This window comes from Cytobacillus sp. GQ23 (assembly GCF_059758675.1).
Genome location: NZ_JCAXER010000032.1, coordinates 1 through 21,894, shown reverse-complemented (window position 1 = coordinate 21,894; position 21,894 = coordinate 1). Strand labels below are relative to the sequence as shown.

Below are 21,894 nucleotides of genomic sequence, written 5' to 3'. Positions count from 1 at the left end.
ATAATAAGGCTCGGCAATGCCGGGTCTTTTATATGAAAAAGCATTCATCATCAGCGGGGGGAATTATATAGTATGGAAATAATAGAATCTATTTTACATACATATTCTCAGTTTTTTAACTGGGAAATGTGGGTGGAAGCTTTATCAAAGCCAGAAAGCTGGGCACTGATAGGTACACTTGTCATTCTGGAAGGCTTATTATCTGCTGATAATGCGCTTGTTCTAGCTGTAATGGTAAAACATCTGCCTCTAAAACAGCGTAAGAAAGCTCTATTTTACGGTCTTTTAGGTGCTTATTTCTTCAGATTTATTGCAATCGGCATCGGTGTATTTTTAATTGAATTCTGGTACATCAAGGTCTTAGGTGCTGCCTATCTGGCTTGGCTTGCTATCAAGTATTTTATAGACAAGCGGAATGCCGAGCAAGCCGGTGATGAAGAGGCAATAGAAGGGATTAACCAGCGGGGGTTATTAATCCGCCTTTTCGGTACTTTCTGGGGAACTGTCATTGCAGTTGAATTGATGGATATTGCATTTTCAATCGACAGTATTTTGGCTGCACTCGGAGTCAGCCAGGAAATCTGGGTGCTGTTAATAGGCGGTATGCTTGGTATTATCATGATGCGTGGTGTTGCAGGAGTATTTTTGAAGCTGATTGACAGGGTTCCGGAACTGGAAACAAGCTCATATATTCTGATCCTCCTTATTGCAGCTAAAATGCTTGCGAGTGCTGCTGGTATTCACATTGACCATATTTACTTCTTTATCGTATTGGTTATCGTGTTTGCTATTACTTTCATTGTCCATGCGAGGAACGCAAAGAAAGAAGCTGCCGATCAGGGATCAAACTAAATAGGTAATTGCATAGATTTAGAAGGGAACAGACACTTGTCCGCTCCCTTTTATTTTTATCTTTTTTTGGGTGAAAAAGGAAGAAAGTAGTAATTTAATGAAGGAATGGAGCTGCGAAAATGAGACTATTTTCCGATCTTCCGGATGAAAAAATAAATAAAATGTTCTATAAAAAGCCTGGCTTTTTTAACAAGAGATCCGACAGGGAGCTTTTAGCATATGCACTTGGAGCAACATTATATATGCCGGCAACAAGGCCAAATATACACCAGGATCTGCTGTCTAAAAAGCATTCAGGACTTTCATCGATGGTCATATGCCTTGAAGATGCAATTGGTGATGATGAAGTGGAAATGGCAGAAGATCTGCTTTGTCGGGAATTGGAAAATTTGAGCTTTGACCTTGCGAAGGGCCTTTGTGAAGAGGAAGATCTCCCTCTGATCTTCGTGCGAATCAGAAGCTATGATCAGCTTATGAGACTTAGGAGCAGAATTCCAAATGGGATGCATCTTCTGACTGGTTTTGTCCTGCCTAAGTTTTCACCTGCTGAAGGAAGCAAAATTTTAGCGGCAATTAAAGACCTCAATTCTCTTGGTTATTGTTTATATGCCATGCCGATTCTTGAGACAGTAGAAATTATTCATAAAGAAACAAGGCTTGAAGAGTTAATCCACATAAAAAAAGTACTGGATCAAAATTTTGAGCTGATTTTAAATGTGAGAATTGGGGCAACGGATTTTAGCGGACTCTACGGGATACGAAGAAATTCTGATACGACCGTTTACGATATTGCTGTGATTAGAGATTGTATATCAGATATTATTAATATTTTCCTTCGTGCTGACAGGCCTTATGTCATCTCAGGTCCGGTCTGGGAATATTTTTCTTCAAAAGAGCGCCTTCTTAAGCCACAGATCAGACAAACGCCATTCAGGGAGCGTCTGGGACAGGATGGCCTGAGAATGAGAACGGAATTAATCGACCGGCATATGGATGGTTTCATTAGAGAAATCGCCATGGATATTTCAAATGGTTTAACTGGGAAAACCATCATCCATCCAACCCATATCAGGCCTGTACAGGCATTGAATACTGTTACGCTTGAAGAGTATCTGGATGCACAGAGCATCGCGGGTCAGGCCGGAGGGAAAAAAGGGGTTATGAAAAGCGATTACCAGAACAAAATGAATGAAATTAAACCCCATTTATATTGGGCTAAAAAAATATTATTAAAATCAGAAGTATACGGGGTGCTGCAGGATGAGATCACATACATTGACCTACTCAAAAACGAAACATTCCATTCAGATACTCAACTCATTAACTGTTGATATTTATATAACCGAGAATCCTTATAATCTGCTCCCTGAGGATTTATTTGTCATGGCTGCAAGAATAAATAAGAAAAGATCTTTCTTATTTGTCAGCAAGGTACTCGGGAAACACATACCTATTGACCCGAAGATAGGACTTCTGACAGGAGAACTGCTTGCCAGCCGTTATATGGAGAAGGTTAAGAAGGTGGAGACCGGAACGGCCGCAGATCTTTTATCCGCATATAAAACCGGCTCAGGCATAATGAGCAGCAGTCCTTTTATTACAGAAGATGATAACCCGGTAATTATCGGATTCGCAGAAACTGCGACTGCTTTGGGACATGCTTTCTTTCAATCTTTTAAACGTGCAGATTATTTTCATACTACAAGAGAACAGCTGGCAAATCAGAATTCAGTCATAACATTTGAAGAAGAACATTCTCATGCTACATCACACAGATGCTATGCTGATGCAGATCTTTTGAATAATAAGAGAGAGATCATTCTTGTTGATGATGAAATGACTACAGGAAAAACAGCCATTAATATCATCCGCTCCATTCATGAACGCTTTCCCAGAAGAGTATATACTGTCGTCTCCATTCTCGACTGGCGTTCCGAAAGAAATCAGCTGCAGTTTGATGATTTGGAAAAAGAACTGGACATTATTATTAACAATGTGTCTCTTCTAAAAGGGGAGATCGATGTTAAGGGGTCTCCAGAAGTGCATATAGGCCAGTCAGAGGACGAACCGAGAGGACATACTGGACAGATTTCCAATATTCATATAAACAAAGAATTCCCCGAACTATTAAGCAGGGTCAATGAACCATCGGTTACTTTAAATGGTGAAATCAGAAATGCTCCTTATTTAAAAGATTCTGGCCGTTTCGGACTGGATGCAAAAAGCCAGGCTGAACTGGAAGTGTCATTAGCCGAGATCGGCCAATCCCTATCCCAAAGACGGGATGGAAGGAAAACGCTATGTCTTGGAACCGGGGAATTCATGTATATCCCGATGAAGCTAGCCTCATTAATGGGTGAAGGAATAAAATTTCACTCAACAACACGCAGTCCTATTTTTGTAAGAAATGATGAAGACTATGGAGCGCAATACGGGATATCCTTTCAAAATCCTGAAGACCTTGAAATGGCACAATTTGTTTATAACATTCCAGAGGATTATTATGAAGAAGCATTCCTGTTTTTTGAAAGAGAACCGGAGAAAGATTCGCTAATGCCTTTTATTAATCAATTAAGTAAATATATACAAAACATTAAAGTTGTCTGCTTTAACGGGGGTGGAAGAAATGAATAGAATTGCTGATAAATTTGGTTCATATAGTAAAGATGATGTTGTATTTTTACTGAAGGATTTAAGCGGATATTCACTTGAAGGCTCGGTTGAGCAAAGAGAAAAAAACATTCAGTCTGGCCAGCATTACAGTGAAACACTTCCTATTGAGTACCAGCCGCCTGAACAATATCTTACCCTGTTTTGGCAAACACTTGATGGTTACAAACGGAAAACCGCTTTGTCTGCAGGAGCGGTCTCTGAGCAGATTTGGAAGCAAAAAGGCAGGAATACTGTGCTGGTTTCCCTCGCAAGGGCAGGGACACCTGTAGGAATCCTGATTAAGAGGTATCTTTTTGAAGTATATGGTGTAAATTTGCCGCACTACAGCATTTCTATTATCAGGGATCGGGGGATTGACGAAAATGCGATAAAACATATTTTAAAGTCACATCCCGGCTGCGAAATTCAGTTTGTGGATGGATGGACAGGAAAAGGGGCTATTTCCATTGAATTAACAAAGGCTTGCAGAAAATTCCATGAAGCTTATGGTGTTCCCCTCGATGATACGCTGGCCGTTCTCGCTGATCCTGGTTATTGCACCACTTTATATGGAACGAGGGAAGATTTTCTAATTCCAAGTGCCTGCCTCAATTCAACTGTTTCAGGATTGGTCAGCAGAACAGTATTAAATAAATCCCTAATTGGACCGGAAGATTTCCATGGAGCCAAATATTACAGTGAGCTGGAGGAAGCAGATGTTTCAAACCTATATCTCTCAGCTATAGCAGAAGAGTTCCCGGCAATTAAGCAGGAAGCTTTCGATCTTGCGAAAAGGATCATGGAAAACCCAGGGAAAGCAAGTTTTAAAGGGATGGAAGAGATTCAGAGAATAAAGGAAGAATTTAATATTGAAAATATTAACTTTGTAAAACCGGGAGTTGGTGAAACTACCAGAGTTCTTCTGAGAAGGCTTCCGTGGAAAATTCTGATGAGAGATCCGGAAAGTCCATATGTTGGCCATATTGTCATGCTGGCCAGGGAGAGGAATGTCGAGATTATTCACTATCCGGATATGAGTTATACCTGCTGCGGATTAATTAAAAAGGCAGGAGAAAACTCATGAGGATGTTTGCATCAGATTTAGACAGGACACTCATTTACTCAAATAAAGCACTTGCTGATTTTAGGGAGTCAGGAGAAGGTCTAATAAGTGCAGAGCGTAAAGATGGCAGGGAAATTGCCTTTATGACAGACGAAGCTCGGCAATTACTGAAAGCGGTATCTGCTCAAATGCTCTTTGTGCCTGTTACAACGAGAACGTATGAACAATATAAGCGTATTTTTATTTTTCAGGATGACGTTAACATTCCGTACACTGTTACATCCAATGGCGCAAATATCCATTATCATGGAAAAGCTCTCAAAGAATGGTCGGATAGAGTTCGAAAGCGGCTGAAGGCAGAGTGTGCTTTGCTTGAGGAAATGATGGACAAATCAAAAAGCCTGGAACTGAATGGGAAAATAAAAATGGCGGAAAATCTTTTCTTTTATTATATTCTTGAAGAGAAACTGACAGATGCAGCCAAAAAAACAATTGCTGATCTGGCGGAATCCTTTGGATGGAGAATATCTCATCAGGGCAGAAAGCTGTATTTTATGCCAAATCCCATCTGTAAGGGAGAGGCTGTGAAGTTTATACAGGAACGGGAAGGTGTAAGTATGGTATATGGAGCAGGAGACTCCATGCTTGACCATGACTTTTTAAAGTATTGCGATTATGCATACGTCCCAGCCCATGGTGAACTGGCTGCTGAGAAGCCCATCTCATCTCCTTACTTGATTTCTGCAAATATAGGGACCGCGGCAGGGGAAGAAATTTTAAATAATATTTTAAAAAGTATCATAGAAAGAGTTTAGTCCGGCTGGTCCCTCAGCCATTTTTTTAAAACGATAAATAAACAGACGCAAAAGGTATAGCTCCCTGAAAAGATTAAACTGCTGATGGAAATAGACTGGTTATGGGCAAAAGAGAAGACGGCAAGAATTATTGACAAGAAAAAGATGTCTATAAAAACAAAGGAACTTGAACATAAAGTATCCCTGATTATATCGAGATCATGCTCAATCCCACGATATCTTACTCTTCGAAAAAGCAGCCTCATACTGTTTCACCTTCCTCTTACAGAGTACTCCACTTTATGCGGGGACAGGGATAAAGGTGAAAAAGTCCTTTAGAGGCGGATCAGCTATGAAAAAAATAATGCTGAAATGAAACTTTCTTCCTGTTAATTCGTAAAGAAAGTAAACCATTTTAGAAATAGGTTCTAATCCTATGATATGATAGTAATAAGTTTACATAATAGCCCCGTGCCATTATCCGGGATCTGAAGCGCAATTTTTGAATGAAATGATAAGAATGCATCTTTCGCTCATAGAGGGAAGGGATAATAATTGAACTTGTCGTACAGTCAAATTAAAACTCACATTTTAGAGGTTACATATGAGAACTGGAGCTCTCAGTTAAAAAAGCTTAATTATGAACGTGAAAGTTACAGAGAGGAACAGCAAACGCTGCATGTTGGCCAAATTGTTGCCAGGTTTCTTGGAGTTCCTCCCGATGAAGATGAATATTATAATCGTCTTTTTGATCTAATTCACACTGAGAATTCCGGGCTTCTCCTCCTCAGTGAAGAACATCTGGATAAAACCATTAATAACCAGCAGTTCCAGGCGATACAAAAAGTCCTGAATATTAACCGGGAACAGAATTTATCCATAAACCGATTTGCTGCTTTTCTGGATGGCGAACAGCTGCTGCTTAAATCTTCCTCTCCTTCTATGCACAGGAAAATAAGGGAAGCGATGATCAGTATGCTGAACCTTTTTTCTGAAAAGGAAGCAGGCGGTTTAAAAAACCAGGATATAAGAAGAGTGCTTGTAGATGTGATTAAGTGGTCTGCTAATCATTTAGACACAGAACTTAAAGATATTGACCCGAAATTGGGTATGCCGAAAGTTCTGTGGTACGGTAATGGGAAAAAGAGCCATTATTATTTTTTGAATTACTTATATCAAATGGGATGCGATATTCTTTATTTTTCCCCTTCAGGTGAAGACCTTTTTGCAGAGATGGGCCCGGAAGTTCAGGATTCTTTTGTACATCATTATCCTGAAAAGAAAAAGCCGGAACCCTTCCCGCAGGAAAAAAGGAGAAGGAGTGCTACAGTTGCCTATAGAGCATCCAGGGAAATAGAGACCATTCTTAACCATGAGGGTTCAGGCCTTTATAAACCATGGCAGCTCAGGGAGTATATTCCTTCCTCTGTGACCTTAAAAACCACTTATGATGAACTTTTTATTTTAATAAAAGAGAAAGCCATGATCCGCCCAAACTTCGAGGTGAAAGATGGCAGGGTCATGATACCATCCATTTTTTCAAAGATTCAGGGAGTAAGCAGGAACCGCAAGGAATACTGGGATCGCATTCAAACGATCAGCCAATATGAAGAAAGTCTGCTGATAAGAAGATTTCCCTTTACAAACAGTGTCAATAATGATTTTCGGTTCCATTACCGCAATGCACTGGATAGAGAAGGGAAGCTTGACCCTGAAAAAATCATTTCAGGGCATTATTGGAGGTATCAGCAGCTTCCTGGCGGCCTTCAAAATGGGATCGCAAAGGCCATTAGGAATATGTGTGCACGTCCGCGCTTAAAGCCGCTGCCGGGAGAATCAGAAGAAGAATTGAAAATTTATCTCTTCAGCCAAAGCCTGCAAATCCCTCCAAGTATCCTGAAATTGATGCAGCAATTCGATTATTCTCAGGAAGTCCCTAAGATCATTCTGTACAACAACGAGCTGAACGGGACGATGGTAAGAACAGATGCTGCACTCCTATTGCTGCTTAATCAGTTTGGCATAGACATTGTATTGTATAACCCGCCGGGCCATAATGACATTGAAAACTTTATTGAGGAAGATTTATATGATGTTCATTGGCTCGAAGATGTTGTTTTTGAACAGGAATTTAAGGAACCATCCTTTCTAAAAAAGGTTCTATTTCAAGGATTATTAAAAAATTTAAAGGGTGATTGAAAATGAATCCGACCAAATCAACAGATATAAATTTAACTGCCCAGCTGCAGGATGATAAATTATCTGAAAATAAGGTATCAGAAATTAAGCTTGCTTTAAGGCAGGAGCCTGAGGTGCAAAACCTGGCCAGGTCCATTGATGAGAAGGACCAAATTCAAATACTTGAATTCGGCAAAGAGCCTGCTGTACAGATTTCCCGTTTCTCTGACCAGATATTGAATAACATGAGAACTACGAAGGTTGAAGATTCAGGTGAACTTTTAAAGCAGCTCGGCAGAATTATGGACAAATTTGACAAGAAGGATTTTGAGCAGGGGCCAAAAGGCATTTTTGGCAAGCTTTTCAAGCGCGGAGAAAAAATGATTGAAAAGCTTTTCGGAAAATATCAGACAATGGGTGCGGAAATTGATAAAGTGTATGTTGAAATCTCCAAATACCAAAGTGAAATGGTCGATTCCACAACCATGCTTGAACAAATGTATGAGCAAAACTACCAGTACTATCTGACACTCGAAAAATATGCTGTTGCAGGACAAATGAAAGCCGATGATTTAAAAGCCAATCAGCTTCCCCAGCTGGAAGCGCGGGCAGCTCAGGGGGATCAAATGGCTTCAATGCAGCTTGATACATTAAGAAATGCCATCGATTTACTGGAGCAAAGAGTGTATGATCTTGAAATGGCTAAAATGGTTGCTCTTCAGACAGCACCGCAAATCCGGCTGCTTCAGAGAGGTAATACTAAGCTGATCGGCAAGATCAATTCTGCATTTGTAACCACAATCCCAATCTTTAAAAACGGGCTGATTCAGGCAGTGGCAGCCAAAAGACAAAAGCTTGTTGCTGATTCTATGAGTGAGCTGGACAGACGGACAAATGAAATGCTGGTGCGCAATGCACAGAATATTTCAAACCAAAGTGCCGACATTGCAAGATTGGCAGGCGGTCCAAGCATTAAGATTGAAACGATTGAAGAATCCTGGAATATCATCATGAAAGGTATGCAGGAGACAAAATCAATAGAAGAAGAAAACAAGCGTCTGCGTGAAGAAGGAACCAGGAGACTGGAACATCTGCAGGACAATTTTAAAAAAATGAAGCAGCAGGGTTAGGCAGCTGATCATTTTTAAATAAAATATTTATAATAATGAGGTGGAATTGATATGGCAATAAATCTTCAAAAAGGCCAGCGTGTCGACTTAACTAAAGGAAATCCGGGATTATCAAAAATTATGGTAGGATTAGGCTGGGATCCAGTACAAAAAAGCGGGGGCGGCGGTCTCCTTGGATCTTTATTCGGCGGGGGCGGCGGAGCAAATATCGACTGTGATGCTTCTGTTATCATGCTTGGTGAAAATGGGAAACTTAAGAGCAATAAAGATGTCATTTATTTCGGCAACTTAAAAAGCAGTGATGGAAGTGTCCAGCATACTGGGGACAATCTGACAGGTGCGGGAGATGGAGACGACGAGCAGGTGCTGATTGATTTAAGCAGAGTGCCTGCACACATTCACAAAATGGTATTTGTTGTAAACATTTATGACAGCGTTAAAAGAAAACAGCATTTCGGTATGATCCAAAATGCATTCATCAGAGTGGTAAACTCCGGCAACAATCAGGAACTGATTCATTACAATCTGACAGACAACTACAGCGGCAGTACCAGCTTAATAGTTGGAGAGATTTATCGACATGGAAGCGATTGGAAGTTCGCTGCAATAGGCACTGGAACAGCTTCACCAGGCCTGTCAGACGTTGTACGTTCATATTCTTAATAAAGATTAAGCTTGGCAGGGACCCGAACCAACTCGGGTCCTTTTTGAATTTTCATTTAATTTTCCCATCATTTGTTTCCTTCTAAACCTCCCTTCATATGTTATAATTTTAATAGATTATCAGAACGGTTAAAGATTTTTTCTCCATTCAGGCAGTTCCGCAGCTTATAAACTTCAAATAGCTCTATTGCCCGCAAATTATACAACATAGATTAGCAGAAGGGGCTTTTAACATGCGCAAAATGGCACTTACATTAACAATAATGATCGTTTCCCTTGCGCTGCTTGGGAATTCTCAGGCTGCCATGGGCGGCATGAAATTAAAGGATTACCCTCACTCCTCCCAGCTTAAAGAGTTTCTCAGTTTGAAATCTCCGCGCCAGCTTGGTGAGATCTTCATTGTGCCTCTTGAACCTTTTGATGAGAAAGAGGCTGCAGAAATGATTTCCAGGGTGGATCATCTGCCCGCATCCCTGCTCTCCAAAATTGAGGATGAAGATATCAGGGTGAAATTATTCGTCGGAAAACTTACGGATAATCCTACAGCCCAGCATCTCGAAGGGGTAATCCCCCGCGGCTATACGGGGAATACCACCTGGGATGATGTCCCTGGGATTGGCGGGTCAAAAACAGTCCTTGTGAAAATAGGCTTCAGTGAGAGAGGAAAAGGTCATGGATCCGTTAATCTGGAGCTTCATGAACTTGCCCATTCTGTGGATCGTTATGTTTACAATGGCATTCGATTTAATCAGAAGTTTCTTTCTGTATGGAAAGCTGAAAAAGCAAAATTGTTCCCGGGCCAGAATTATCTTCTTTCCTTCCCTGAAGAATATTTCGCTGAGGCTTTTGCCATGTACTTTGCAGAAGGGGAATCAAGGGAGTTATTAAGAGAAAATGCTCCGAAAACCTATGATTTTATAAAAGATTTAAACTGATTTTACCTGTGAAATGAACGGAAATTGTGTACAATAGCAATGAGTATTTAAAAAAGGTTGGGTTGAAATGAAACAATATTTGGATCTTTGCAGGCATGTTCTGGAAAATGGCACTAAAAAAGAGGACCGTACAGGCACAGGTACAATAAGTACGTTCGGGTATCAGATGCGCTTTAACTTGCAGGAGGGCTTCCCGCTTGTTACTACTAAGAAATTGCATCTGAAATCTATTATCCATGAGCTCTTATGGTTTTTAAATGGAGATACCAATGTAAAATACCTTCAGGAAAATGGTGTTCGGATATGGAATGAGTGGGCAGACGAAGAAGGGAATCTCGGGCCTGTTTATGGACATCAGTGGAGATCCTGGACTGGTGCTGATGGAAACACAGTTGATCAGATTTCCAGCTTGATTGAACAAATAAAGACAAATCCTGATTCCCGCCGTCTGATTGTAAATGCGTGGAATGTCGGGGAAATTGAAAAGATGGCTTTACCGCCTTGCCACTGCATGTTCCAGTTTTACGCTGCAGATGGAAAGTTATCCTGCCAGCTCTATCAGAGATCTGCAGATGTCTTTCTCGGCGTGCCGTTTAATATTGCTTCCTATGCTTTATTGACTATGATGGTTGCGAAGGTATGCGATCTGGAGCCTGGTGAATTTGTCCATACTTTCGGTGATGTTCATATTTACCAGAATCATCTTGAACAGGTAAACCTTCAGCTGAGCCGTGAGCCCCGAAAGCTTCCAAAAATGAAGATTAATCCTGAGGTGAAAGATATTTTCAGCTTTAAGTTTGATGATTTCCAGCTTGAAGACTATGATCCGCACCCTCATATTAAAGGAGTTGTGAGTGTATGATTTCTTTAATGTGGGCAATGGATGAGAATCGTGTGATCGGCAGGGACAATAAACTTCCCTGGCATTTGCCGGAGGATTTAAAATTTTTCAAGAGAACTACAATGGGGCATCCGATCGCCATGGGACGCAAAACTTGGGATTCAATCGGGAGACCTCTGCCCGGAAGAGAAAATATTGTTATAACCCGGAATACGTCCTTCTCCTGCGAAGGATGCACTGTAGTTAATACAATTGAAGAACTGTTGAAGTACAGCGGTGAGAAGGAAGATGAAATTTTTGTCATTGGCGGTGCAGAGATTTTTAAAGCCATTCTTCCTGCAGCTGATCGTCTATATCTGACTATGATTTATGACCAGTTTCAAGGGGATACCTACTTTCCTGAATTGGATATGTCAGAATGGGAACTCCTTTCAAGGGAGAAGGGTACAAGGGATGAGAAAAATCCGTATGATTTTGAATTCCTTATCTATAAAAGAAAATAACCTTTAAAGCAGTCCGCACTTGCGGGCTGCTTTTTTGACCAATTAAACTGCTGACATATAGTAAGAGGGAAATGATTATTATATTATATAATGTAAACCATCCCAACACCCGGAGGTATGTATGCTTCGATTAATAACCTTTTTTCTTTATACGGGAGGATATTTACTTTATAGCCTTCCTGCACTATCACGGATGAGAAACCTGAATTCAACATACCCTGTTGAGGAACGCGACCGAATCATCCATAATGTGCCACAAAAGTGGTCTAGGACAGTATTGAAAATATCAGGCTCCCAAGTGAAAATTACAGGGCAGGAGTTCATTCCGGAAGGGCCGGTCGTCATTGTTTGCAACCATGAAGGGGATTTTGATATTCCAGCCCTTCTGGCAACTATTAATAAACCTTTTGGTTTTATATCGAAAGTTGAAGTGAGGAAAGCACCCATCATTTCTTCATGGATGAAAGTCATGAACTGTGTCTTTATTGATCGCAGCAATCGCACCAGTGCCATCAATTCTTTAAAGAATGCTACGATGCTTTTAAAAAAGGGGCATACACTCCTGATTTTTCCGGAAGGAACGAGAAGCAGGGGAGGACAGGTAGCGCCTTTTAAATTAGGCGGATTCAGGCTTGCACAGGATGCAGGTGTTCCAATTGTGCCAATATCCATTAAAGGGACAGCAGATGCCTTTGAAAAGAATGGCAGAGTAATAAAGCCGGCTAAAATAGAAATCAGAGTGTGCAGGCCTGTGAATGCCAAGCTCGTTAAAGAGATGGATGCAAGGTTCCTCGCACAGGAAGTAAGAGCAATAATCTGCAGCAGTCTTTCGGACAGAAAAATCGCTTCATAAGAAGAAGGCCCCGTTTAGTCAGGGCCTTTTTAGCTGGTAAGTTAAAAATTCGGATCCACTAAATAATCTGTGAGCTTCTGAATCATTCCGTGATATTCTCCGGGATCACAAAACTCTTCTGCGGTAAAGTTAGCTTTCACCCACTCTATTAATTCATCTGCACTGTTGAAGTACTCTCCACTCGTATCGCTCTTCCGAATCATATACCTTCCGTTATCTTCATCCACTGTAACCTCCACAGGCAAAGCGCTATCCAGACTGCATAAAGAAAACTCCATTCTTGCACCCCTTTGAGTTATAAAAATAACGTTTGCTTATTATATGTCAGATTGATCCGTTTCTATCCATAAAATAATTGGAAAAATGTAAATTTTATAAAAACCGGATTGAAATCATGATTTGTCATGGTATAATGTACAAATTAATAACTTGTAAAGAAGAGGGTGGCAAAATGGAACAGAAAGTAATGACAAAAAAATGGGTGCAGTTGGAAGATATTTTGATTGCATACCAGCAGCTAAAGGATATTGTTGCCCATACACCTTTACAGAAAAATGAACGCCTGTCAGAGAAGTATGAGTGCAATGTTTATTTAAAAAGAGAAGACCTTCAGCATGTCCGCTCATTTAAATTAAGAGGCGCCTACTATAAAGTGAAATCATTAACTGAAGCGGAGCTTGAAAATGGGGTTGTCTGTGCAAGTGCAGGGAATCATGCACAGGGAGTTGCCTATGCATGCAGACACCTTGGAGTTCAGGGGAAGATCTTCATGCCGGCGACTACACCGAGACAGAAGGTGAGTCAGGTAGAGCTTTTTGGGAGAGATTCAGTGGAGATCATCCTTGTAGGTGACACTTTTGATGATTCCTATCACGAAGCTCATAAGTGTGCAACGGAAGAGGGAAGGGCTTTCATTCATCCATTTGATGATGAAATGGTGATTGCAGGACAGGGAACAGTAGCAGTTGAGATGCTTAACGATTGTGAAGAACAAGTGGATTTTGTTATTGCAAGCATTGGCGGAGGCGGATTGATGGCCGGACTCAGCACTTACATAAAAAGCATCTCGCCGGGAACGCAGATGATTGGAGTTGAACCTGAAGGAGCACCCTCTATGAGCGAAGCCATCAGGGTACAAACAGTGGCACCCCTTGGGGAAATTGATAAGTTTGTAGATGGGGCGGCAGTAAAATGTGTAGGTGAAAAAACCTTTGACATCTGCAATGAGCTTATTGATGATATTTTCATGGTTCCTGAAGGGAAGGTATGCACGACAATCCTTGAACTATATAACGAGCATGCGATTGTGGCAGAGCCTGCCGGAGCCTTGCCGATTGCTGCATTGGATATGTGCAGGGATCAAATTAAAGGAAAGAATGTTGTTTGTGTGATCAGCGGCGGCAATAATGATATAGGACGCATGCAGGAAATTAAAGAACGTTCCCTGCTTTATGAAGGACTGCTTTACCATTTCATAGTGAATTTTCCACAAAGGGCTGGGGCATTAAGAGAGTTCCTTGACGAAGTGCTTGGCCCGACGGACGATATTACACGTTTTGAATATACGAAAAAAAATAATAAAGAAAATGGTCCGGCCCTAGTAGGAATTGAGCTGAAGCATAGGGAGGACTACAGCGACCTTATTGTGAGAATGAATAAAAAGGGATTTTCTTACAAAGAGATAAACAAAGACAGCAACCTTTTTCATCTGCTTGTATAATTCCAGGATGACTGGCAGATCCATATTAAAGATATGTGACTGAAATATGAATTTTTATGATATCTGTGACATTTCCTTTAAAAAGTACTATAATCGTATTAGATTCCAAAGGGAAGTAATTTAAAGGAGATGTGAATATGCTTTCAAATATCGGTGTTCCAGGATTAATTTTAATCCTTGTTTTGGCGTTAATCATATTTGGTCCAAAAAAATTGCCGGAAATTGGCCGGGCTTTTGGTGAAACACTAAGAGAATTTAAAAAATCTACCAGAGACCTGACAAGTGACGTGATGGATGAACTTGAACAGGATACTAAGAAAAAAACGGTTAAATAAGGTGTAAGGATATACTCTTGCACCTTTTTGTTTTGGCTATAAAAAACTGGCTGGGCCAAAGCCCGGCTTTTTATAAAATGACCAGGAGATTTGTATGGAAGAAAAAGAATTAAATTTAGTCGAACATCTGGATGAATTAAGAAAAAGACTCATCATTACGGCATCAGCATTCATCCTTTTTTTTATTGCAGGTTTCGTGTTTGTGGAGGATATATATAAGTGGCTGGTAAGAGACCTGGACGTTAAATTGATCGTTCTGGGCCCAAGTGATATTATCTGGGTTTATTTTATGCTTGCTACAGTTATTGCTGTTGCAGGGACGATACCTGTTTTGGCAATACAGATTTGGCTGTTTGTCAAGCCTGCCCTGACAGCTGCTGAGCGGAAGATTTCTCTTTCTTATGTCCCTGCATTGTTTATTCTGTTTATTACAGGCCTTTGCTTTGGATATTTTGTCATTTTTCCAACCGTATTAAGCTTTCTTGTGGAGCTTGGGGGAGAAATGTTTGAGGCCAATTTTACTGCGGATAAATATTTTCGCTTTGTCATGAATATGACTTTGCCTTTTGGAGTTTTATTTGAGCTCCCTGTCGTCATCATGTTCCTGACTTCGCTTGGGATCCTTAATCCGTATGTCCTTACAAAAATCAGGAAGTATGCTTATTTTGTTCTTGTTGTAATTTCGGTCATTATATCACCACCAGACTTTATGTCTGATATTCTTGTAACCATTCCTTTGCTGCTGCTTTATGAGATAAGCATCAACTTATCAAAAATTGTCTATAAAAGAAAGCTGAAAAAGCAGGAGAGTTCAGGAGAGGCCTCTTCTTAATATTTACCGAGTTGATTGTAGCGGAGGCTACATTCCTCCCCTCGGAAAGCAAATGCCTGGAGCAGAAATCAACGGGCAGAATACTCAAACAAAAATAACAATCATTTAGAAGAGAACCAAACGAAATAGCATCATAAAAAAATTAATGAGATAGCAGAATCAGACACATTTCGAGCTTTAATTGGGGTATAATATAAACAAACGGGTGAAAAAGAGGATTGATATTTTGCTATTTAAAAGCCTAGAGTTCAAAAATGATGTTGGACAGAAGGTAAAAATTACTGAAATTCCTGTGTTGGCAAAAGATAGCCCTTATTATTTTATGATCCAAGTCCGTTTGAAAACCTTTATTGCGGCCACTAACGCCAATAAAAGGACTTTAAAGAATCATTCCTTTAGGGAATATTTAAAAAGAGTCCTGAAATGGCCGGTCTATGAAGAGATTTTTAAGGCTCCTGAATTGAAAAATAACGCTTAACAACATTGATGCCGGCAGTAAGCCGGTATTTTTTTGTCTGCTTGAGGAGAACCAAGAAACCTTTATATTTATTGCTTTATTTGTATTTTGCTAAAATGTATAATATGAACTAATTGTAAATGCAGGGAAGTGAAGGCATAATGGCTAAGATAAAAATTGTTACTGATTCAACTGCGGATCTATCAGGAGAATTGATTGAAGAATTCGATATTGAAGTTGTTCCTCTATCCATTCACATTGAAGGAGATACATATTTGGATCGGGTAAATATTACTCCGGCTGAATTCATGAAAAAGATGAAAGAATCTGACGAACTGCCAAAAAGCTCACAGCCTCCAGCGGGAGTCTTCGCAGAGGTGTATGACAAATTTGGCGACCAGGGCTATGAAATTCTTTCCATCCATATGACCGGAGGAATGAGCGGAACTGTCCAATCAGCTGAAAGTGCGGCAGCTATGTCACATGCAAATGTTACAGTAGTAGATTCAAGGTATATCTCCAAAGCACTGGCTTTCCAGGTAATAGAGGCAGCAAAAATGGCCAGGGAAGGAAAAGCTGTTCAGGAAATTGTCAACCGCCTGGAAACGGTTCGTGCTAACACTAAATTGTTTGTTGTAGTAGATACTTTGGAAAATCTCGTTAAAGGCGGGAGAATCGGCAAAGGCAAAGCCATGATTGGATCTTTGCTGAATATTAAACCTATTGCATCGCTCGAAGGCGGGGTTTACACACCTGTTGCTAAAGTAAGAAGCCATACTCAGGTTGCCAAGTATCTGGCCAGGCAATTTGCCGGGGATATAAAAGGGAAAACCATTAAGGGGATAGGCCTGGTGCATGCAGAAGGCCTTGAGCTGGCTTCTAAACTGAGAACAATGATCGAAGAGCTGGATATAAGTGCAGAGATTGAAGTAGAAGACACAACTCCAATTATTAGTACACATACAGGACCAGGTGCAATTGGGTTTATGTATCATCTGGAAGATAAATAAAAAAGGACGCATAGCTAACCGAGCTATGCGTTTTTTTGCGGAGTTAATTTTTTGGCATCCGCAGCTGGCAATAATTAAATTAAAACTTCTAGACTAATTGAAAATATTTGCCATTCTCAATTATCCCCGGAATAAAATGAATTATGGGGGTGTAAGTTTGAAGAGAAAAAATGTATTGCTTTTTAGTGACTTTGGAATTGACGATTTTGTTGCAGTTATATTTGCTTTTTTCTCAGAGGATATCAATATCGTAGGGATTGTTGCTGATTATGGGAATGTTTCCAGGGAAGATGCCGTCCGAAATGCAGCTTACCTTAGTGAATTAACCGGAGAAGATCCTCCTATATTCAGCGGAGCCGTATTGCCTTTAACCGGGGATGTTCCGGTGTTTTATCCGGATGTCCACGGGGTAGAAGGGCTGGGGCCGATTATTCCAGCCCTGGAGAATTCCAATGACATGTTTGAAAACTTTGATGAATTTAAGAAACTGATCGAGAAGTTTGAAAATGATATTTTAATAGTAAATGTTGGGAGACTTTCCTCATTGGCAGCAGCATTTATCCTATATCCTTCACTAATGAATAAAGTTAGTGACTTCTATATTATGGGAGGGGCATTCAATGCTCCAGGCAATGTGACACCAGTGGCTGAGGCAAATTTTTATGGCGACCCGTATGCAGCTAATGTAGTGTTTGCCAATGCACCTAAGAAAATTCATGTCTTTCCTTTGGATGTAACGATGTCTGCAATTGTTACTCCTGCACTTATCGACACTCTAGATGCCTATTATCAGAAAGTGCAAAATAAAGTAGGATTAATCCTTAAGCCTATGGTTGACTATTATTACAATTTTTATAAGCAAGCCTACCCCGGCATAAGCGGAAGTCCCTTGCACGATCTCGTTACATTGTGGGCTTTGCTTGATGGGGCTGACGTACAATATCAGGATGTGCCCGTGAAGATCATTACTGCTAAAGGGGAGGCTTTTGGCCAGAGCATCGGAGACTTTAGAAATTTCCTTTCCGAAGACAAGATGAAATACCCGATCCATCGAATAGCTGTGCAATTTAATTATTCAAATTTCATCAGAACATTTTATGAGATTATGACAAATCATAAAACAGCCCCTTCTTAGGACTTTGTATCTGTACGAATTCCCTTTAATAGAATGAGAGTTTCCTTTTCACAAGTTTGTCATATGTACTTCTTTCTTCTTTCATGAATATTTGCTACAATTAGCATCGTAACTAATAAAAGCAGGTGAATTTATGAGAAAAAGAGTCTTTGCTATAATGGTTTCTGCTATTATGCTTATTGTCCTTTCCGCATGCGGGCAGAGCGGCATAAAAGATGCGTTAAATTGGGAACTGGCCGATTTCACGTATACAAATCAGGACAATAAAGAATTTGGTTTGAAGGATCTTAAAGGCAAGGTTTGGGTAGCGGACTTTATTTTTACCAATTGCGAAGATGTATGTATGCCCATGACAGCTAATATGAAAAAGCTTCAGGATTTAGCTGAGAAGGAAGGCATTAAAAATATTGAATTTGTTTCATTCAGTGTGGACCCAAAAGTTGACACACCTGAAGTTTTAAAGGAATTTGCATCTACATACAATGCGGATTTCAGCAATTGGCATTTTCTAACCGGGTATGAACAGGAAGAAATTGAAAAATATGCTATGGAGTACTTTAAAGCCATTGTGAAAAAGCCGCAAACAGGTGATCAGGTTATCCATGGAACAGATTTTTATCTTGTAGACCAGAATGGAAAAGTAATGAAATATTATACTGGCCTTAATGAAATTCCTTTAGATGAAATTATTAATGATATTAAAGCATTGCAATAGACCTTGTACGAGGTCTATTTTTCTTTTTCCATGCTGCTGCAGGGAAAATGCTGATTCTTTTTATATTTAAGCTACATGTTATAATATGAATGAGAAAAATGGGCAGGTGATAGTATGATAAAAAAATTCACCTTCATCTTTTTGATTATGCTGCTTCTCGCCTCCTGCAGTTCTGTTAACCATAATGATTTAATTCATTCTGAAAAAGAATCCCGCCTGGCAGTTAAAAAAGAAATACCTGTGGATTTCTTTCCCCGAAACCTTACTGTTGCTGCAGTAGGGGACTCTTTAACACAGGGGGTTGGAGACAGTACTGAACGTGGAGGTTACGTACCTTATCTTGAAATGTCACTGGAAAAAGACAAAAGTGTTCAAGACGCTGTTTTTTATAATTTCGGTGTTAAAGGCAATCGTTCCGATCAATTATTGAAAAAGCTGGAGACAGATGAAGTAAAAGATGTTGTGAAGAATGCAGACGCGGTGATTATAACCATTGGCGGCAATGACGTTATGAAAGTGGTCCGTGATAATTTTTCAAACCTGAAGCTGAGGGCCTTTGCCAAGGAAAAAAAAATCTATAAACAAAATCTCACTGAGGTTTTAGAGTCAATAAAAGAGGTAAACCCAGATAGTAAAATAATTTTAATAGGATTATATAATCCCTTTTTAAAATGGTTTTCAGAAATAACGGAAATTAATTCCATCCTTGGAGATTGGAATGACACAAGCCAGGATATTCTGAAAAATTATCCAGGGACTTATTTTGTTGAAATAGCTGATATATTTGAAAATACCGATGATAACCTTTTATATACTGACTATTTTCATCCAAATGATAAAGGATATGAATTAATAGCTGGCCGGGTCCATCAAATCCTTACAGAGGAAGTGCTGAAAGATATTCCATATAAAAGGAAAGCCGAAAGAAATGGAGAGAAGCTGATTGAAAGATAGAAAATGGAAAAAGCTATTTATTGGTCTGCTGGCCATTAATGCACTTGTTTTGGCTGCGCTGTTTATTATTATCAGTATGCCGGCAGATGATGAAGACTACACAGCAGTTACCCTGAATAGTGATAATTACGTTCCTTTTAATATAAAAGCAAATAAAGAGGATTTGAATAGAGTCATTAACCACTATCTTGAAAAAGAAGGACTGACAGGAGCAATAGATTACAAGGTCCTTCTAAATGATGAAGTGGATTTATATGGCACAATCCCTTTCTTCAGCCAGGATTTGCAGATGAAACTGTCATTTGAACCTGAGGCTTTGGAGAATGGGGATGTTGTACTCCAGCAAAAGTCTATATCTGTCGGGCAGCTGAATCTTCCTGTTTCACATGTTCTGAAGCTGGTAAAAGACCGCTACAAACTTCCGGAAGGTGTTACCATTCAGCCTAAGAAAGAAAGAATTTATGTGTCACTGCAGGAAATGAAACTGAAGAGTGATGTGAAAGTAAAAGTGGATGAGTTCAATTTAAAGCAGGATGATATTCGTTTTACCCTTCTTGTGCCCGTGAATTGAGAAAAAGGGAACCCTTCACAGCTTTGGAGGGGTTCCTTTTTTGTTTCGGGCCAGCATCAGGCGAACCGTGGAATAGCCGTATTTTAGCCTGCTTTCCGTTACGAGCAGCAGAAGGCACCTGGTTATTTGTACGCATCATTTGAAAAGCCTGATTAAGGCAAAGTAAATATTTTTGGTAATAAGCAATATGCTGTACTGGATCAATGTATTTAAAATACTGTGCCATTGGGTCATACTTTGCCGCTTTTAGTAAGTACCAATGATGGTCTCTCCCAATAGGCATAACTTTTCCTCCTAAACAGCTTAAATAACTTATGCTCATCTCCGGTCGAATGACACATTGAGAATAATAGGGCTTTACTTCTGGTGCAATATTCCATATAATATAAACAAATAAACGAAAGCGGGTGATGTGCTATGACAAGAGAACTTTATGCTAATACGCTCATTGTAAATAATTCAGGCACAGCCCAAATGGAATTCGTTTAATCGAGCGGACCAGTTTGTTTTTTTTTCTGCTTATTGAACTTTGCATGATCAAACCATGGGCTGATTGCCTATGGTTTTTTGTATGTAAAAAAAATTTCAAAAAGCATGGAGGAACAAACATTGAAAATTAATAAACTTGGGTTTAATGCCTTTTTTAAAGAAGCTTTTTCAGCGTATGAAAATAAAGAATATCAGATAGGCCGGGTGGCATTAGAGCATAAAAGAATGTATCGTGTATGGACAGATAACGGAGAAATCCTCTGTGAAGTATCAGGGAAATTTTCTTTCGATGCCTCTTCAAGGGAGGATTATCCTGCTGTAGGTGATTGGGTTGTCATCAAAGAAAGAGCAAATGAACAGCGGGGGACAATTCATGCTGTCCTTCCTAGAAAAAGCAAGTTTTCAAGAAAGACAGCAGGGTTGAATACGGAAGAGCAAATTGTAGCTGCAAATGTAGACACTATTTTCCTGGTTAATTCTCTTAATGAGGATCTAAACTTAAGGAGAATAGAACGTTATTTGCTTTTAACATGGGAAAGCGGGGCAGCTCCTGTCATTGTTCTTACCAAAGCTGACCTATGTGAGAATCTGGAGGAAAAGCTTGCGGAAGTGGCCACCGTTGCCATGGGTGTTCCTGTGATCACAGTCAGTGTGATGGAAGAGAAGGGAATAGACCTGCTTAAACCGTTTTTAGAGCCTGGAAGAACAATCGCATTGCTAGGCTCTTCAGGTGTTGGGAAGTCCACACTGACAAATTACCTTCTTGGCGAGGAAAAGCAAAAGGTACAGGATATCCGAATTAGTGATGACAAAGGAAAGCATACAACTACTCACAGGGAACTCATCCTTCTTCCAGATGGTGCTATTCTAATTGATACTCCAGGAATGAGAGAGCTTCAGCTGTGGGAAAGCGAAAGCGGACTTTCAGAAAGCTTTACAGACATTGAACAAGCGGCAGAAAATTGCAGATTCAGGGACTGTACACATGAAAATGAGCCGGGATGTGCCGTGCGCAGGCAAATAGAAGAAGGCGGCATATCAGGGGCACGTCTTAACAGCTATAAGAAGCTTCTTAAGGAACTCGCCTATCTGGATAGAAAGCAGGATAAACGCGCACAATCAGAAGAACGTAAACGCTGGAAAAAAATAAGTGCTGGAGCACGGAGTAAAAGAATTTAAAGATTCAGAAACCTCTTCTGTGAAGGGGTTTCT

The 21,894-nt window shown here is 40.0% G+C and carries 24 protein-coding genes; 22 read left to right on the top strand and 2 right to left on the bottom strand.

Annotation, left to right across the window (positions count from 1 at the left end; all coding sequences use genetic code 11):
* Positions 1 to 72 precede the first annotated feature (72 nt).
* The 12 genes from AC6CHU_RS21890 (at position 73) to AC6CHU_RS21835 (ending at position 12,464) form a co-directional block, all read left to right on the top strand.
* The gene (locus tag AC6CHU_RS21890; protein WP_159864067.1) at positions 73 to 852 is read left to right on the top strand and encodes a TerC family protein; all 780 of its coding nucleotides are present in this window, start codon (positions 73 to 75) and stop codon (positions 850 to 852) included.
* 119 nt (positions 853 to 971) lie between these two features.
* Positions 972 to 2,183, top strand: coding sequence for an HpcH/HpaI aldolase/citrate lyase family protein (locus AC6CHU_RS21885; protein WP_251283599.1), 1,212 nt, complete (start codon positions 972 to 974; stop codon positions 2,181 to 2,183).
* Positions 2,113 to 3,486 (top strand): phosphoribosyltransferase family protein, encoded by a 1,374-nt coding sequence (locus AC6CHU_RS21880; protein WP_251283598.1) that lies wholly within the window; start codon positions 2,113 to 2,115, stop codon positions 3,484 to 3,486. The genes AC6CHU_RS21885 and AC6CHU_RS21880 overlap by 71 nt, the downstream gene beginning before the upstream one ends.
* Entirely contained in the window at positions 3,479 to 4,588 is a 1,110-nt protein-coding gene (locus AC6CHU_RS21875) for a cysteine protease StiP family protein (protein ID WP_498122792.1), read from the top strand. The genes AC6CHU_RS21880 and AC6CHU_RS21875 overlap by 8 nt, the downstream gene beginning before the upstream one ends.
* Entirely contained in the window at positions 4,585 to 5,382 is a 798-nt protein-coding gene (locus AC6CHU_RS21870; RefSeq protein ID WP_498122790.1) for an HAD family hydrolase, read from the top strand. The genes AC6CHU_RS21875 and AC6CHU_RS21870 overlap by 4 nt, the downstream gene beginning before the upstream one ends.
* 540 nt (positions 5,383 to 5,922) lie before the next feature.
* Positions 5,923 to 7,560: a YceG family protein gene (locus AC6CHU_RS21865; RefSeq protein WP_159864420.1), complete on the top strand. Its 1,638-nt coding sequence runs from the start codon at positions 5,923 to 5,925 to the stop codon at positions 7,558 to 7,560.
* Between the two features lie 2 nt (positions 7,561 to 7,562).
* The gene (locus AC6CHU_RS21860; RefSeq protein WP_498122789.1) at positions 7,563 to 8,669 is read left to right on the top strand and encodes a toxic anion resistance protein; all 1,107 of its coding nucleotides are present in this window, start codon (positions 7,563 to 7,565) and stop codon (positions 8,667 to 8,669) included.
* Positions 8,670 to 8,720: 51 nt separating this feature from the next.
* Entirely contained in the window at positions 8,721 to 9,332 is a 612-nt protein-coding gene (locus AC6CHU_RS21855; RefSeq protein ID WP_159864056.1) for a TerD family protein, read from the top strand.
* Between the two features lie 233 nt (positions 9,333 to 9,565).
* The gene (locus AC6CHU_RS21850; RefSeq protein ID WP_159864053.1) at positions 9,566 to 10,267 is read left to right on the top strand and encodes an anthrax toxin lethal factor-related metalloendopeptidase; all 702 of its coding nucleotides are present in this window, start codon (positions 9,566 to 9,568) and stop codon (positions 10,265 to 10,267) included.
* 67 nt (positions 10,268 to 10,334) lie between these two features.
* Positions 10,335 to 11,129 (top strand): thymidylate synthase, encoded by a 795-nt coding sequence (locus AC6CHU_RS21845; RefSeq protein ID WP_498122787.1) that lies wholly within the window; start codon positions 10,335 to 10,337, stop codon positions 11,127 to 11,129.
* The gene (locus AC6CHU_RS21840) at positions 11,126 to 11,611 is read left to right on the top strand and encodes a dihydrofolate reductase (RefSeq protein WP_159864048.1); all 486 of its coding nucleotides are present in this window, start codon (positions 11,126 to 11,128) and stop codon (positions 11,609 to 11,611) included. The genes AC6CHU_RS21845 and AC6CHU_RS21840 overlap by 4 nt, the downstream gene beginning before the upstream one ends.
* A gap of 193 nt (positions 11,612 to 11,804) precedes the next feature.
* On the top strand, positions 11,805 to 12,464 hold the full coding sequence (locus tag AC6CHU_RS21835) for a lysophospholipid acyltransferase family protein (RefSeq protein ID WP_498122786.1): 660 nt from the start codon (positions 11,805 to 11,807) through the stop codon (positions 12,462 to 12,464).
* 41 nt (positions 12,465 to 12,505) lie between these two features.
* Here AC6CHU_RS21835 and AC6CHU_RS21830 read toward each other — a convergent pair whose 3' ends face one another.
* The gene (locus tag AC6CHU_RS21830) at positions 12,506 to 12,742 is read right to left on the bottom strand and encodes a hypothetical protein (RefSeq protein WP_159864042.1); all 237 of its coding nucleotides are present in this window, start codon (positions 12,740 to 12,742) and stop codon (positions 12,506 to 12,508) included.
* A 173-nt stretch (positions 12,743 to 12,915) separates the two neighbouring features.
* Between AC6CHU_RS21830 and ilvA the strand changes: the two genes are divergently transcribed.
* From ilvA to AC6CHU_RS21785, 9 genes are all read left to right on the top strand, one after another.
* On the top strand, positions 12,916 to 14,184 hold the full coding sequence (ilvA, locus tag AC6CHU_RS21825; protein ID WP_159864039.1) for a threonine ammonia-lyase IlvA: 1,269 nt from the start codon (positions 12,916 to 12,918) through the stop codon (positions 14,182 to 14,184).
* Positions 14,185 to 14,321: 137 nt separating this feature from the next.
* The gene (locus tag AC6CHU_RS21820) at positions 14,322 to 14,519 is read left to right on the top strand and encodes a twin-arginine translocase TatA/TatE family subunit (RefSeq protein WP_035331398.1); all 198 of its coding nucleotides are present in this window, start codon (positions 14,322 to 14,324) and stop codon (positions 14,517 to 14,519) included.
* Positions 14,520 to 14,613: 94 nt separating this feature from the next.
* Positions 14,614 to 15,351, top strand: coding sequence for a twin-arginine translocase subunit TatC (tatC, locus tag AC6CHU_RS21815; RefSeq protein ID WP_159864036.1), 738 nt, complete (start codon positions 14,614 to 14,616; stop codon positions 15,349 to 15,351).
* A 226-nt stretch (positions 15,352 to 15,577) separates the two neighbouring features.
* Entirely contained in the window at positions 15,578 to 15,829 is a 252-nt protein-coding gene (locus tag AC6CHU_RS21810; RefSeq protein WP_159864033.1) for a DUF2535 family protein, read from the top strand.
* A gap of 140 nt (positions 15,830 to 15,969) precedes the next feature.
* On the top strand, positions 15,970 to 16,818 hold the full coding sequence (locus AC6CHU_RS21805; RefSeq protein ID WP_159864030.1) for a DegV family protein: 849 nt from the start codon (positions 15,970 to 15,972) through the stop codon (positions 16,816 to 16,818).
* Between the two features lie 157 nt (positions 16,819 to 16,975).
* Positions 16,976 to 17,953 (top strand): nucleoside hydrolase, encoded by a 978-nt coding sequence (locus AC6CHU_RS21800; RefSeq protein ID WP_498122784.1) that lies wholly within the window; start codon positions 16,976 to 16,978, stop codon positions 17,951 to 17,953.
* A 133-nt stretch (positions 17,954 to 18,086) separates the two neighbouring features.
* Positions 18,087 to 18,668: an SCO family protein gene (locus tag AC6CHU_RS21795; protein WP_498122782.1), complete on the top strand. Its 582-nt coding sequence runs from the start codon at positions 18,087 to 18,089 to the stop codon at positions 18,666 to 18,668.
* 114 nt (positions 18,669 to 18,782) lie between these two features.
* Positions 18,783 to 19,622 carry an SGNH/GDSL hydrolase family protein gene (locus AC6CHU_RS21790; RefSeq protein WP_498122781.1) on the top strand — a complete coding sequence of 280 codons (840 nt, stop codon included), beginning with the start codon at positions 18,783 to 18,785 and terminating at the stop codon, positions 19,620 to 19,622.
* Complete coding sequence (locus tag AC6CHU_RS21785) at positions 19,612 to 20,193, top strand: YpmS family protein (RefSeq protein ID WP_159864018.1); 582 nt, start codon at positions 19,612 to 19,614, stop codon at positions 20,191 to 20,193. Before AC6CHU_RS21790 ends, AC6CHU_RS21785 begins: the two co-directional genes overlap by 11 nt.
* Here the strand turns inward: AC6CHU_RS21785 and AC6CHU_RS21780 are convergent.
* Complete coding sequence (locus tag AC6CHU_RS21780) at positions 20,168 to 20,476, bottom strand: hypothetical protein (RefSeq protein WP_159864015.1); 309 nt, start codon at positions 20,474 to 20,476, stop codon at positions 20,168 to 20,170. The genes AC6CHU_RS21785 and AC6CHU_RS21780 overlap by 26 nt on opposite strands.
* Positions 20,477 to 20,802: 326 nt before the next feature.
* Between AC6CHU_RS21780 and rsgA the strand changes: the two genes are divergently transcribed.
* Positions 20,803 to 21,861, top strand: a complete 1,059-nt coding sequence (rsgA, locus tag AC6CHU_RS21775) for a ribosome small subunit-dependent GTPase A (protein WP_159864012.1) — start codon at positions 20,803 to 20,805, stop codon at positions 21,859 to 21,861.
* The last annotated feature ends 33 nt before the right edge of the window (positions 21,862 to 21,894 follow it).

What these genes read in the sequence shown, in the direction of transcription:
- ilvA (WP_159864039.1), top strand. Translation starts at nt 12,916, where the DNA reads ATGGAACAGAAAGTAATGACAAAAAAATGGGTGCAGTTGGAAGATATT.
- tatC (WP_159864036.1), top strand. Translation starts at nt 14,614, where the DNA reads ATGGAAGAAAAAGAATTAAATTTAGTCGAACATCTGGATGAATTAAGA.
- AC6CHU_RS21875 (WP_498122792.1), top strand. Translation starts at nt 3,479, where the DNA reads ATGAATAGAATTGCTGATAAATTTGGTTCATATAGTAAAGATGATGTT.
- AC6CHU_RS21860 (WP_498122789.1), top strand. Translation starts at nt 7,563, where the DNA reads ATGAATCCGACCAAATCAACAGATATAAATTTAACTGCCCAGCTGCAG.
- AC6CHU_RS21795 (WP_498122782.1), top strand. Translation starts at nt 18,087, where the DNA reads ATGAGAAAAAGAGTCTTTGCTATAATGGTTTCTGCTATTATGCTTATT.
- AC6CHU_RS21835 (WP_498122786.1), top strand. Translation starts at nt 11,805, where the DNA reads ATGAGAAACCTGAATTCAACATACCCTGTTGAGGAACGCGACCGAATC.
- AC6CHU_RS21820 (WP_035331398.1), top strand. Translation starts at nt 14,322, where the DNA reads ATGCTTTCAAATATCGGTGTTCCAGGATTAATTTTAATCCTTGTTTTG.
- AC6CHU_RS21830 (WP_159864042.1), bottom strand. Translation starts at nt 12,742, where the DNA reads ATGGAGTTTTCTTTATGCAGTCTGGATAGCGCTTTGCCTGTGGAGGTT.
- AC6CHU_RS21870 (WP_498122790.1), top strand. Translation starts at nt 4,585, where the DNA reads ATGAGGATGTTTGCATCAGATTTAGACAGGACACTCATTTACTCAAAT.
- AC6CHU_RS21885 (WP_251283599.1), top strand. Translation starts at nt 972, where the DNA reads ATGAGACTATTTTCCGATCTTCCGGATGAAAAAATAAATAAAATGTTC.
- AC6CHU_RS21780 (WP_159864015.1), bottom strand. Translation starts at nt 20,476, where the DNA reads ATGCCTATTGGGAGAGACCATCATTGGTACTTACTAAAAGCGGCAAAG.
- AC6CHU_RS21855 (WP_159864056.1), top strand. Translation starts at nt 8,721, where the DNA reads ATGGCAATAAATCTTCAAAAAGGCCAGCGTGTCGACTTAACTAAAGGA.
- AC6CHU_RS21850 (WP_159864053.1), top strand. Translation starts at nt 9,566, where the DNA reads ATGCGCAAAATGGCACTTACATTAACAATAATGATCGTTTCCCTTGCG.
- AC6CHU_RS21805 (WP_159864030.1), top strand. Translation starts at nt 15,970, where the DNA reads ATGGCTAAGATAAAAATTGTTACTGATTCAACTGCGGATCTATCAGGA.
- AC6CHU_RS21840 (WP_159864048.1), top strand. Translation starts at nt 11,126, where the DNA reads ATGATTTCTTTAATGTGGGCAATGGATGAGAATCGTGTGATCGGCAGG.
- AC6CHU_RS21845 (WP_498122787.1), top strand. Translation starts at nt 10,335, where the DNA reads ATGAAACAATATTTGGATCTTTGCAGGCATGTTCTGGAAAATGGCACT.
- AC6CHU_RS21890 (WP_159864067.1), top strand. Translation starts at nt 73, where the DNA reads ATGGAAATAATAGAATCTATTTTACATACATATTCTCAGTTTTTTAAC.
- AC6CHU_RS21790 (WP_498122781.1), top strand. Translation starts at nt 18,783, where the DNA reads ATGATAAAAAAATTCACCTTCATCTTTTTGATTATGCTGCTTCTCGCC.
- AC6CHU_RS21880 (WP_251283598.1), top strand. Translation starts at nt 2,113, where the DNA reads ATGAGATCACATACATTGACCTACTCAAAAACGAAACATTCCATTCAG.